Genomic DNA, 13,594 nt, shown 5'->3' on the forward strand with positions numbered 1-13,594 from the left:
GCGCTCTGTACATTGGCGTACTTGCCCTTAGTGTAGCCAGAGTAACCTACGAAGTTACGAATAGGGGCTGTCCTCGTTCATGATAACTTATGGAAACCTTCATCGAAACTTCTACGTTTGAAGCGCTCCCGCCATTCATTTCCAAGCGGACAGTGAATCCCCTCTTGCGGGGCGTAGGCCGAAGCGTAGACTGGAAATGCGCTTCTTCCTCCACCACAGCAGCTGTAATAAACAAAAAGACCGCCAGAGCTATTAACCCTGACGGTCCAGCATACTAATCCATGCTTTCATCCGTAAACGAAAGAGAGAATCCACCTGAGAGTAAATAAAGATAGCTAGACACGTTCCCTTTTGGCTTGATGATTTGCTTGATCGCCCGGACGTATAGCCTGATCTGGCCTTCGTATCGTCTCTTCATCTCTTCGATGGCTTCGGCAGTCGCCTCTTTTGCCATCCAATCTGTCTTGAAATCGATCAGGACGAGGCTTCCATCCTGCTCCTCCAACAGGCAATCAATGACCCCTTGGACGACAACCTGCTCATCGCTCTCTTCCCCTAACTCCGCTTCTACTTCATAAGCAGGAAGCACGAGGGTAAATGGCAGCTCACGATGCACGACCGCCGCCGACTTCATTCGCTGCCCCAAAGGATCAGCGAAGAATCGGGCGATCTGGGGAACATCTACTGCTTGTACCTGCTCGTCAGTCAAAAAGTGGCGCGCCGCAAGTGCCGTCACCTGCTCCAAAATATCCGCTTCATCCAGCGGACGCTTCAAATCGAGATGCTGGAACACTAAGTGCGTGATTGTCCCTTTTTCTGCTGCTGTCAGTCGATTGGATTTTTGCTCAGACAAAAACTTTGGCTTTTCCGTAATGGACGGCAGCGTGAGTGGCTGTCCGCCTTTGCTGACTTTGGCATGTCGCTTTAATTCGCTGACACTCCATTTCGCAGCTACACGTGGCGCGATTGGATGCGGGTCCTGCCATCCTAATCTCTTGTCGACAATCTCTCGCAAAGTGTCATCTGATGGATGTTCCTCGATCGCCTCTCGTCTGGTCATGCGCTCCCATAGAGACGCCTCGTCGTTGGTTAACTCTCCTTGGGCACGGAGCTCATCAGCCTGATAGAAGTGAAACGACCAAACCGAATCATCCTGCACACTTTTGACTCTCACGACTTCTCCTGAGCCTTGTTGCTCTGGATATGCCCGCAGCAATCCCGCAACAGGATGTCTCAGCATCGCACGCCCCACCCAGTCCAGGTATCCCTTTGCCTGAATCAAGTCTTCGTCACTGAGCCGCTCGCTGTCATCCTGCCTGCCCCAGTCCGTCACACTTTTTGCCAGATCCTTGGATGAACCGACGAGAATGAGCTTCTCGCGTGCACGCGTCAAAGCCACATAGAGCACACGCATTTCCTCTGCCAGCATATCCCGACGTAGCTTTTGCCGGATGCCCAGCGCAGCCAGACTCGGATAGCGCAGCAGCATGGAGGGCTCAACTGCCATAGGGCCAAAGCCCAGATCTTTATGCAGCAAAAACTGGCTTTTCAAATCCATCGTATTAAACTGCTTGCCCATACCCGCCACAAAAACAACAGGGAACTCCAGTCCCTTACTTTTGTGGATCGTCATGATGCGTACGACATCCTCGTTTTCTCCGATGGTTCGTGCTTCGCCCATGTCATTGCCCGCTTCTTGCAGGCGGTCGACAAAGCGCAAAAAGCGAAACAAACCACGATAGGAGCCAGCTTCGTATTGTCTCGCACGATCATAGAGTGCACGCAAATTGGCCTGTCGCTGCTGACCGTTTTCCAGAGCGGCCACATAATCGAGATAGCCTGTCTCCCGGTACAACATCGTCAGCAGTTCCGATAATGCACCTCTGCGGGCCTGAGTCCGCCATAGATCCAATCGGACAAAAAACTGTCGCAGCCTCTTCTCCCACGACTCTTGGGCTGGGCGTTCTTCTGCATATTGAAGTACGGCTTGGTGAAACGGCCCTGTCGCGTAGTGAATGCGGATTTGAGCCAGTTGCTCCTCCCGCAAGCCAACGATGGGAGACCGCAATACAGCTGCCAATGGAATGTCTTGGAGCGGGTTGTCGATGACGCGCAACAAGGAGAGCATCGTTTCTACCTCTGTCGCCGCAAAGTAACCTGCAGTCTGCTCCGCATACACAGGAATTCCTGCCGCGTGCAGCTCCTCTTGCATCGTCTGCCCCCAGCCTGAGGTCGCCCGTAGCAAAATAACGATATCGCGATAGGCCAGCGGGCGCATTCCCCCAGCCTTTTTATCGAAAACGAGCAGTGGCTCTTCTCCCTCGCCCGGCTCCATCCAACGACGAATACGGCTGGCGATTAGTCGTGCTTCGAGCTGTGCGACACTCGCTTCCTCTGCAGACTCTCCTGCTGCCTCGGGAATACCTGCTTCGGCCTCATCTGTCGCCTCTGCAACTACCGCCTGTCCTTCTTCTGCTATCGCTGTATTCCTGTCGATCAGATGCATCTCTGCCTGCAAACGGTTCGGCTGTGCTTCTGGATAAGACGCACGATTGATCAGCTCCGCCGAAGGATCATAACCGATCTCACCTACCCCGTGAGACATGATCTGACGAAACAAAAAGTTAACGGCATCTACGACTTCCCTTCTACTGCGGAAGTTCGCAGCCAGATCGATGCGCCGACCGATACATTCTTCGTCAGCATTACCATCTTTTTGATAGGTCACATATTTTTCGAGAAACAGCTTCGGCTCTGCCAAGCGGAACCGATAAATACTCTGCTTCACATCACCCACCATGAAGCGATTCGCTGGCAGACTATTCATCCCGTCACGGGAAACCATTTGCAAGATTGTCTCCTGCACGAGGTTGATATCCTGATATTCGTCTACCAGCACTTCAGCGAACTGTTCACGCAATTGGGTCGAGATAGACGAAGGAACAGTCTCCCCGGACTCATTCGTTTCGATTAGAACGCGCAGAGCAAGGTGCTCCAAGTCGCCAAAGTCAACCAAGCCACGCGAGCGTTTCTCCAATTGAAATGCATCCGAAAAGGATGTAACGAGCCTTGCCAAAGTCTGCATGTGAGGAGCAATCCGTTGCAAATCCGCGACGTACTGTTCGGATGTCATAGAAAAGTATTGCTCGATTTGCTCTGCCAGTTCCTTCTTCACGCTATTTCGCAGATCTTGCACCTGCTCCTTCACGAGAGGATCTGTGCCTTTTACTGGAGGCAGCTTGGCAAATACAACCCCACGAACAGCTTCGGCAGTCGCTTCCCAGCCATCTCTGCAAGCCGCTCCGGCACGCTGCAGGGTAGCTGCTTCCGCCTCAAGCAAAGGCAAATAGCCAACAGGTCCTTCCGGGGAGCTCGCCAACAGAACTGCCCTGTGCATCTTCGCGGTCATTCCACCGAGTGCCAGCTCCACTGAACGCAGCACGCTTCTAGTCCACTCCAGCCCGTCCAGACCGTTTTTATCATGAACCACAAACATTCCAGCCGCTTCCCCAAGCCATTGTTCTGGTGCCGGATGACTGCGCGAAAACTCATACAGCCTAAGCAGCAGTATGGTGAGGGCATGATCGTCTTGACCGTCCAGCATCACATCAGCTAGTGCATGAAAATCCGCGTCATTTTCGTACCAGCTCTCCAGCTGTTCCTCCAAGACATCCTGCCGCAAAAGCTCCCCTTCCATCTGATCGGCAATGCGAAAATCAGGATCGAGTTCAATTAGATAGTAATACTGGCGCAAAATGCCTAAGCAAAACGAGTGAAGAGTCGTTATCGTCGCCCGCTGAAGCAGCGCCAGTTGTCGACGCAGGTGAGAGGAGTGCGGATCTTCTTTCAATGCCTTTCGCAATGCATCGCCAATCCGGTGACGCATCTCTGCCGCTGCCGCATTGGTAAAGGTCACTACCAACAGCTGATCGACTCCAACCGGATCCTTCTCGTCCATGATGCGTCGAATAATCCGCTCAACCAGGACTGAGGTTTTGCCAGAGCCTGCCGCAGCTGCCACCAGGAGATTATTCCCGCGCTGGATAATCGCTTGCCATTGCTCGTCCGTCCATTGTTCAGGCTTGGCCTGCAATTGTTGATCCGCCATCGGTCATTCCTCCTTCTCCTGCCATCTGCTGCTCTGCCAGCATGCTCCATATTTGCTTGTTGTTCCACTTGGCTAGCTGTCGGTGCTCATTCCCGCCTGCATCTCCGTCGAACTTGCATACCGGCTTGTACGAACAGTAATCGCAAGCGGTCATCGTCCCGTTTGTGTACGGTTCGATCTTGATTTCCCCGTTCGTCATGCGCGTACTGATTTGCTTCACGGTATCGCGAACATAGGAGGTCAAGGCTTGGAACTGCTCCGCCGTTGCCACGGACGAGCGCGACGAAAGCGTTCCGTCTTTTTTGATTTCAAATGGCACCAGTTCTGACGCCCCTTGCTCTACATAGCCATCCATCATTCGCGCCAGCTCTGGGTCTGCGAGCATCAAGCCTTTCATGCGCAAGCGCTTTGCCCGCTCCTTTGCCGCTTCGTCAGCCGTTAGCAAGCGTTTTGCCGTCACAAAAGGATCGGCTACTTGATAGTAGAAAACGCCTCCCATTTCGGCTTTTTTCCCTATCCATTCCTCGGCATTTGCCACGACGACATCCAAATAGACGAGCAGTTGCAAATTCAAGCCATTCCAAACGTCGGAGAGAGACAGCTGCTTGGGACTGGACTTGTAGTCAATCACGCGCAAATACGGGACCTCACTATCCAGTGATTGGTCAACGCGGTCAATCCGTCCGATTAGCTGAAGCTCCACGCCATTTTCAAGTGTTAAAGCTAATCCCGGCAAATCTGAATTCGGCCCAAACGAAACCTCCAGTCCTACTGGGGCAAAACGGCTGCGCTTCGCATGCTCGCCGAGTACGTAAATCGCGCGGCCAACTGCTCGCTTCAGCTTGCCGGACAAGTATCGATACCGTGCTGTCCGTGTCAAAATGCTGCTGCGAGTCGCAGGAACCAGTTCTTCTACTACTACGTTTGCAAGCTGCATACTATTGTCTTCCGTCAGCTTGCTCCACTCCAGATTGTCTTCGTTCATTTTTTCAACGGCTCGCTTGAGTGAAGCGTGGAACAGCTCCCCAACATCGAAACGCTCCAGCTTGTACATCGTTCTCTCCGACAATCTGAGACCGTGGGAAGAGAAATGCGAGAACGGACATGACTGGAAACGCTCCAGACGAGATACGCTCATTTTCAGTTGTTTGCCGTACAAGGTCGTGCTCGTTTCCAAATCCAGCTCCTGCGGTCGGTTGAAGTAGCGCAAGCCGGACAACAGCCACTGCTCACGTTTGACATCGGGAGAAGCGCGAATATACCAGTCGTATACCTCCCACCAGAAATCTGGCAACTCTCCTGTTTTCTTCATAGACCGCAATAGTGTCAAAAGATGGCGGAACACACGGCGCGGATGTCCGAGCAAGAATGCATCCGTTTCGAGCTGCCCTGTCGGTTCGTTGTAAAACACCTGATGCGGGATATCCGGCAGCACTTCCCGGATGCGTGTAAACACAGAGGAGGGCAACAAGGCCTTGCCTTCTTCATCCGCCAACGCACAGCTCAATATCAGCCTCTCCGACGGTCTCGTCATCGCCTGGTACAACAGGTAAGGCTCAGCCATCAGCCGTTGCTTCGCACTCGGTGCCAGAGACATGCCCATTTCAGCCAGTCGCTCACGCTCCGCCTCATCCAGAATCCCTTCTTCTTTTGGTCGCAACGGAATAATGCCCTCGTTTACGCCAAGTAAAAACAGAGCTTTGACATCCGGTTGACGTGAGCGCTCCATGGCCCCGATTAGTACCTGATCCAGCGCCGGAGGAACGAGTCCCAATTCAATCGTCTCCAGACCACTGTCGAGCACACGAGCAAATGTTGCAAGATCCATAGTTTCGTCGCCCATGACCTCCACGACCTGATCCATCAGCTCAATCAATCCCATCCATACTTGTCCATGCACCTGAGCTGCATCAAGATCGCCGTCATTTTCTGCCTTTCGCTGCCAAGTCTCCAGCTTGTTAGGCACATCCAGTGCCATCAGAAGATTGTACAGGGCAAGGGTCATATCCTGTACGTTCTTACCCGTTGCTTGCTTCATCTCTCTTTCAAAGGACAGGAGCGGCGCTGCGTATTTGCGTCTCAGCTCATCGATTTTCGCGTCTTCCTCAGCGCCTGCCTGCCCGCGGAAATGCCAAGCGGACTCCTCTGCCCATTGATAGCCAAAGACACCATGGGCCAGCACGTAGTTTTCCAGTCGGTCGATTTCCTTCCGGGCTGTATGCTCATCGGTGATACCCAGCAAGAGCAAGTCTGTTTTCAAGCAACGGAAAACAGTGTCGTACCGCCACCTCGTAACAATGACCTCCAATGCCGAGCGCACCAGCTCCACCAAGGGATGGTGCATGACAGAGCGCTTCTGGTCCAAGAAGTGCGGGATGCCGTATTCGGTAAACACAGCGGAAATCTCATCGGCGTACGTCCCGATTTCCCGAAGCAAAATCGCCATGTCCTTCCAGCGATACCCCTCTTCTCTCGACAGAGTCAGGAGCTTCAGCGCCACAGCCTCTACCTCCGCACGCCTGTTCACGGCTGAGAGCATCGTCACTTCGTCCGCACGACCAGGCTGATCCGGGATCGGCGGGTCTCCCCATTGGAAATACACTTGTTCGACCTGACGCAGCCACGGACTGCTCTTGAATCGCTGTGCCTCAGTCAATAAAAGCGGCTTGGCGATTGATACACCCGATTCACGCGCCATCAGTGTCAAGGCTTGGTATGTTCGCAGTGTAGGGTGGAACAGACCCAGTTCATCCACAGAGGCATCACGTTCATTCGGGTCAAGCGTCAGCGCAATCGTCACCTGCTTGGCGTGCTGCATCAACTGCTCGATCAAACGCAGCTCTTGATTTGTAAACCCGGTAAAGCCATCGATAAATATTTCAGCCTGCTTGATGTACATGGAATCACGCACCATCGTGGCCACTCGGTTCAGGATGTCGTCCGCATCACAATACCCCTCTGACAAATAAGCCTCGTACGCATTCATAATCAAGCGAAGGTCATTTATTTTTTGATTAAGATTGGCCCCTCCCCATTCCAGATTCTCGGAATGGGTGAAGGATACCCCATACGACTTGCACTCGCTAATCAAGCGACCGAGCTGAGAAGCAAACCCAGGCAGTGTCGCGGAGCGCCCGAATACGTTCAGCTCTTCCTTGTGCCGCTCCAAAAGCATGCGCAAAACCATATGCTTACCCAGATCGTCAACAGGCACGGTTGTCAGATCGCCCAGCTCCTGCATGAGCCTGTGAGCTAATCGACCGAAGCTGAGCACCTGTGTCCCCATCACACCACCGAGCTCTGGCAGTGTCGCGAGCGCATACTCTTCCTGAAAGCTGGCCTGCTCCGGCACGAGCAGAATCATAGGCGAACCCAACGGCTTTTCCCGCAGCCGGGCTTGCATCTGCCGATGGATCGATTCTGTCTTCCCCGTTCCTGCCCGTCCCAGAATAAATTGGACTGCCATGATTTTTCCCCTTCCCTACTCCATTTCCAGATGCAGCATGCTACCTTTTCCCATCGGTTCTGCGGGTGTCACGACCAGACGACGCGGCATGCGTACCCGTATTTCCGGGACGTGGCTAATGACCCCGATGGTAAAATCGTCCATGCGCAGTCGCTCAAGCGCATCCATAACGACTTCCAAAAGCTCCGGATCGAGTGTCCCAAAGCCTTCGTCCAGGAAGAAAAATTCCAGGCGTCCGCCACGCATTTGAATCTCCATCGACAGGGCAAGAGCCAACGACAAGGAGGTCAGGAATGTTTCCCCGCCAGACAATGTGCTCACTGGACGGCGCATTCCTCCAGCTCCCTCATCCCGCAAAACAAATTCGCCCTCGTCGCCGATTTCCAGCCCGTACCGGTTGGCGGTCATCCGCTTCAGGTGATACGAAGCGTCTCTGGCGATTGATACCAGTTTTTCCTCCGCAATGAACTGGACAAACGCTTTGGCTTCGAACAACTTTTTCAACTCTTCCAAGCGGCTCTGCTCATCCTGTTGCTGTACCATCTCTTTATGAAGCTCTTGCCATTTGTCATGGTTTTTTTCCATGCGATCCACGTGCTCTTTGGCGACAGCGACTTGCTTTTGCGCCTCCTGGAAGGCTTGCTCCCATTGATCCCACGCCTCTTTTGCAGTGGTGAGTTCCTCCGGCGAGAACGAACGGCCTGCTACTGCTTGCTGTAGCCTTTCCTCCTCGTAACGAAGCTGCCCTGCGATTCGCGTGTAAGCCTCGACTTGTTCCTGTGCCCTTGGCAATTGCTCACGCTCTGCGTACCGTTCCCGTACGTACTCGACCGTACCGAGACCTGTTTCCTGCAAGCCTTGGTACAATGTCTCGTGAGCTTCGGTGCGTTGCCGGGTGAGGATGGCCAGCGTCTCCGAATACTTGACCAGATTGTTTTGCACCGTTTCCCGCGCCTCGGCTGTCTCTTTGCGCTTTGTCTCTGCCAGCGTGACTGCCTGACGCAAACCGAGGAGAGAATCCTCTACCTGCATCAAACACTCCTGCGCAGTAAGTCCCCCCGTGCGTTCCAGCCATTGGGCATGCTTTTGTTCCCACATGCGCTTTCGATCCTCAAGCTTTTCCTTCAGCGCCGCTTCCCGTGATTTGCCCTCTACCTTGCGCGACTTGGCGGCTTCTACCTGCATCATCAGCTTTCCGCGCAACGTTTCTTGCTCTGATCGTACCTGCTGCAGTTCTGCCAAACGGCGATCTGATTTTCCGATCTCTTCGTACCGCTGTTCAATTTCCTCGATGGGAAGTTCATTGCGCTTCGCGTCCAGCTCTTCTCTGGATTGCTTTTCTTGCATGGATGCAGCGTCCAGGCGAGCTTTATTCTCATGGATTGCCTTCTGTGCCTGCTCGAGCAACAGCGCACTCCGCTCCATCAAGCGTTTCTTTTCCGCTTCTTCCTCACGCAAGGTCTCCAGCTGCTGCTGCAATAGCTCACGCGCTGCTTTTAGCCGCTCTCTTTCCGCTTGCTTGGCGATCAGTTCCTTTTCCTCGCGCTGATAGACGACAAGTAGCTCTTCAAAAGAATCCACGATCCAAGACTGTCCGTACCCGCGGCACTCTGCCTTGATCACTTCCAAGCGCGCTTCTAACTGTTCCTGTTCAGCTTTTACGCTTGCTAGGCGCTCATCAAAAGCAGCAATCGCTCCCTTTGCTGACAACCAGGCTTCCTTGGTTTTGCCTGCTTCTTGTTCAGCCGCACGCAAAGCCTCTTCTGACGCTTTGATTCGAGCACGCAGGGCCTCACCCTCCGTCCCTGCTTCAGACGCTTTTGTATGGTTCTGGTGGTCGTGTGGGTGGTGTTCGGAACCACATACGGGACACTCCTTGCCTTCCTCTAAACGTTCACGCAAAAATCGCGCCATATTTTCCTGCTGCCATCGTTCCCATTCCTGGCGCAGCTCATCCCTTTGGGCCAGTTGACTCTTCACAAGTGCTTCGCCTGCCTCCACTGACCGAGTCAGCTCCTGATATCGGTCATCCACCTGCTTACGTTCCTGGACGATGTGCTGCGACTTCTCCTGCCAGGATGAGAACGCCTGCATTACTTCCCGCCACTGGCGACCTACCTGCTTCATGTCTGCCAGTACATTTCTTGCTTGCTCCCATTCTACTTCGCTCATCGTAGCCGAATCCGCTGGTGCTGCCAGCTCTTCTCTTTTTTGTGCCAAACGATTCGCACACGCTTCCCAGTTGCGCTTGTGCTCATCGGCAGTTTGGGTTGCCGCCTCAGTGTGCTGCTTTGCTGCGAGTTGTTCTTTTTCTAGCTCACGTACCTTGGCATGGTCCCGCTCCCACTGCTGCTTCGCTTCTCTGGCTGCCGCTATTTGTCCTCGCCATTCAGGAGAGATCGTGACCTGCTTCATCTGTTCTTGCAGATCCGCCCACGCAAGCTCCCAGTTTTTTAAGTCGGCTTCATCCTTTTCCAGCTGTTGTTCTGTGTTGGTTAAGGCGACTGACACTTCGTTCCACTCGCGCTCTAGGCCTGTCCACTCTTCCCGAATCGCCTTTAGCTCCTCTTCCCACTCCTGTGCCTGCACCAGCCTGCCCTTTTGCTGAATCAGTAACGGCTCCTGTACAGCCAGCTCGACATGGACCTTCTGATACGCCTGCTCTGCCTCATCTACGGCCAAGCGAGCACTCTCCTGTTGTTCGCGGCTGCGTTCCAATGCCGCACCGGTCGCATGCCATTCCTGATCCAAACGCTCGTACTGCTGGAGTAATGGCCACAGTCGAATACTCGACTCCCATTCGCGAATCTTCGCCGTTAACGACGCCATTTCCGCTTTATTTGCTTCCTGCTGCTGTAGCTGCGCCTGGACTTGCAATAGCTCCTGATGCCACTGGTTTAGCTGCTCCAGCTCCTTGAGCTTCCCGGCCAGCTCCTGTTTTTGCTGGGTGAATTCCTGCTCTTTTTGCGCTGCTTCCTCCCACGTTTGTCTCGCCAACTCCAAGGCTTCCGGCCCTGCGTCCCCCAGAGCTGCACTCGCCAGTTGCAAACGATGCATCTGTTCCTTGACCTGCTCCAACGCGTGCCGTACGCGCTCGCTCAGCTTTTCCCCATAAATATGTAGGCGGAACATCCGTTGCAGCATTTCATTTCGCTCACTGCCCTTCAGCGTCAAGAAGCGGGAAAATTGCCCCTGTGGCAAAACGACCGCCCGGGTAAAGTCCTGCAAAGTGAGACCAATCAGTGCCTCAATCGCGGCTGTCGCGGAGGTGGCTTTGGATTCCAATACGACATCTGGCTCTCCGGTCAAGGCCCCAGATTGAATCAGCCTGACTTCCGGCTGTCGCTTGTTCCCCTTTTTATCCAGACCAAATTCCCGTTCCACCGTGTATTGTTTGCGTTCATCGCCAGTCCCGAGCTCAAAGGTAAAGGACACGAAAACGCGCTGCTCCAGCTGATTCAGCACTTCTTTCGGGTGATTTCCTCCGCCCAACCGGACGACCTGCCCGTACAACGAAAGCGTGATTGCGTCCAAGATCGTCGATTTCCCGCTTCCAGTCGGGCCGAAAATCCCAAACAGTCCCGCCTGACAAAGCATTTCGAAATCGACCTCTTGCATTTCCCTGTAGCTGTGCATCCCTGCCAGCTTCAATCGTATCGGTCTCACTCTTCTTCCCCCTCTCCTCCGGTTTCTGCCAATAGACGCTGGAACAAGGCCACCAGCTGCTCATCCGGCTCTGCTCCTCGTCTCCGTTCATAGAAGCGTTTGAACAATTGATCGGACGTCAGCTCTGTCAGCTCGACCCGCTGTTCATCTTCCTCTTCTCGTTCTTCTCTCACTACAACACGCTGTATTTTCAAGAAATCATCCGAAAGCTTGCGGACACGTTGAAATTCTGCCGGGTCGATCACGCCAGACACATGCAGCTCCAAGTCAATCCACGCCCCTGCATCGCGTCCCTCCGCCAGCCAACGTTCGACCTGCTCGATCCCCTCCGTCGCTTTCCAACGTGCGAGTGGTCGTGCGCTCGTCAAATAAATGATTTCCTCACGAACTTCTTGCCCTGGCTCCACCTCGACCAGTACAACTGCCTTGCTCTGACCAGCTTCGGAAAAGCTGTAGGAAATCGGCGAGCCGCTGTAACGCACCAACGGCTTGTCACTGAGCTTTTGCAGTCGATGGAGATGGCCGAGCGCCACATAATCGGCATTCTTCGGAAAAGCCTGCGGCGATACAGTCAGAGCTCCCCCAATTTGAATCGGTCGCTCCGAATCTGTTTCCTTACCGCCCATGACAAACAAATGGCTCGTAACCAAGTTGACTGTATCCTCGCGAAAATGAACAGACAGGTCGCCAAGCAATTGCGAGATGCGTTCGGAAAAAGCAAGCTGCATTTGCTCTTGGGTAAAGCTTTCACTCAACAGTTCCTTTAATCGCGATTCAGAAGGATACGGCAAGGCCAAAATCACCGCATTCGCGGCGCAACCAGGAATCTTCATTTCCAGCCAAGAAGGGCCTCCCTGCACGATTTGCACACGATCAGACGATGCTTCCTGTGTGAGCAGTGGTGCTTCCTTCGGCAATCCCAACAAAACGATCCCATGCTTTGTCGCTAGCGGAGCTGCTGCTCGTACCCGCTCGGGCTGGTCATGGTTCCCCGCGATCACGACAACACCTCGCCTACCTTCCGAAGACAAACGTTCCAAAGCATCATAAAACAGTTCTTCCGCCCAAGCAGGCGGATTGACCGAATCGTACACATCCCCAGCAATGAGCACCAAATCTACTGCTCGCTCATCAGCTATGTGACAAAGCTCGTCCACAAAAGCCGCTTGCTCAACCCGTCTGTCCCGCCCTTCCAGCTGCCTTCCGAAATGCCAGTCGGCTGTATGTAATATCCGCATGACTTCTATCACTCTCCACGATCATGTGTTTGCTTTTCATTGTAACAAAAGACAGCGCTGTTCGCGGTTGAAATTTACTCCACTTCCCCGTAACTTTTGCTCTTAACTGCTCGTCTTCCAACTGAAAAGGTCGCGATTGATCGATCTCATCCCGGAAAGGAGCTCGTTACCATTGCGTATTTCCTCGCTGTTGCTCTGCTTATCAGCTATTCTTGCCGCCCCTTACCTCGTCCAAGCTACCTCTGTGCCCCTTGTCTCCAAGGAGCCTACCAAGTCACAAGTGATGGAATGGATTAACAAGCAGGCCAAAAATCCAATTGTGACCGATAACTTTGATTTTCAGCTCGTCCATCTGGATGATGACCCGGAACTAGAAATTGTCGCCAAGCATAATGGCAGCGTACATATCGGAAACTTTTACATTTTGGATCAAAAACCAGATCGTACGTATGCCCTCATCGCGGAAGAGGAATGGAATCCACCGCGCCTGCAATTGGATCATTGGGACTATACACGTGAAGAGAATTACCCCGGGATCGACAAGAACGCTGAAGATGAACCGCGTCTGCTCGCAGGAAAACGGGCTTTTGAAACAGTCCAGCACACTGGCGGATCAGGCATATCAATCTACGAGGCGAATCTGTGGTATTTGGACAAAGGGCGTCTGGTCAAAGCATGGGATGGGCTGCTGCGGGAAACCGTTTCCGTGCCGGGTGGTCAGCTTTTCCGGACTGTAGGCAGTTATCAAATCCTTCATGACGGCACTGAAAAACCTTTGCTCTACCACTGGCAAACGCGGCAGGAGCTAAACCCGGATACAGGTGAACCACTTTCGGGCAAACTCGAGACTTCTTTGCAAATTTATCGTTGGGAAAATGGTGTTTTTGTTCCTTTGAATGCAGGAAAACCGCCAGGGCAATTGCCTGACGGTTCGTAAATTCGCTGTCCTCAATCGGTTGGGGTGTGGGCGAAGCCCTGCCACCTGTTCTCCAGTCGCCTTTTTCCCCTCTGCGTTCGGGCGGTCTCCTTCCGAACATGTGACAGGGCTTCCCAACAGCTTTGTATCTGCTCCGCTTCATTTACACCATCGTGAAAGTAGGACATGAAGCATCTTTG

At 53.4% G+C, this 13,594-nt stretch carries 5 protein-coding genes; 1 reads left to right on the forward strand and 4 read right to left on the reverse strand.

Annotation, left to right across the window (positions count from 1 at the left end; genetic code table 11):
* Positions 1-274: 274 nt before the first annotated feature.
* From addA to ACFYU8_RS19915, 4 genes are read right to left on the reverse strand one after another with little or no spacing between them, the layout of a single operon-like run.
* Positions 275-4,108, reverse strand: a complete 3,834-nt coding sequence (gene addA, locus ACFYU8_RS19900) for a helicase-exonuclease AddAB subunit AddA (RefSeq protein ID WP_390303142.1) — start codon at positions 4,106-4,108, stop codon at positions 275-277.
* A complete protein-coding gene (gene addB, locus ACFYU8_RS19905; RefSeq protein WP_390303139.1) occupies positions 4,077-7,574 on the reverse strand; it encodes a helicase-exonuclease AddAB subunit AddB in 3,498 nt (1,165 codons plus the stop codon). The genes addA and addB overlap by 32 nt, the downstream gene beginning before the upstream one ends.
* Before the next feature lie 15 nt (positions 7,575-7,589).
* The gene (locus tag ACFYU8_RS19910) at positions 7,590-11,240 is read right to left on the reverse strand and encodes an AAA family ATPase (RefSeq protein ID WP_390303136.1); all 3,651 of its coding nucleotides are present in this window, start codon (positions 11,238-11,240) and stop codon (positions 7,590-7,592) included.
* On the reverse strand, positions 11,237-12,478 hold the full coding sequence (locus ACFYU8_RS19915; protein ID WP_390303133.1) for an exonuclease SbcCD subunit D: 1,242 nt from the start codon (positions 12,476-12,478) through the stop codon (positions 11,237-11,239). The genes ACFYU8_RS19910 and ACFYU8_RS19915 overlap by 4 nt, the downstream gene beginning before the upstream one ends.
* Before the next feature lie 172 nt (positions 12,479-12,650).
* Between ACFYU8_RS19915 and ACFYU8_RS19920 the strand changes: the two genes are divergently transcribed.
* Complete coding sequence (locus ACFYU8_RS19920; protein ID WP_390303130.1) at positions 12,651-13,415, forward strand: hypothetical protein; 765 nt, start codon at positions 12,651-12,653, stop codon at positions 13,413-13,415.
* Positions 13,416-13,594 lie beyond the last annotated feature (179 nt).

The organism is Brevibacillus sp. NPDC003359, assembly GCF_042878995.1.
Taxonomy (GTDB): Bacteria; Bacillota; Bacilli; order Brevibacillales; family Brevibacillaceae; genus Brevibacillus.

Excerpts from the sequence above, each read along its gene's own strand:
- ACFYU8_RS19915 (WP_390303133.1), bottom strand. The coding sequence starts at position 12,478 with ATGCGGATATTACATACAGCCGACTGGCATTTCGGAAGGCAGCTGGAA.
- addA (WP_390303142.1), bottom strand. The coding sequence starts at position 4,108 with ATGGCGGATCAACAATTGCAGGCCAAGCCTGAACAATGGACGGACGAG.
- addB (WP_390303139.1), bottom strand. The coding sequence starts at position 7,574 with ATGGCAGTCCAATTTATTCTGGGACGGGCAGGAACGGGGAAGACAGAA.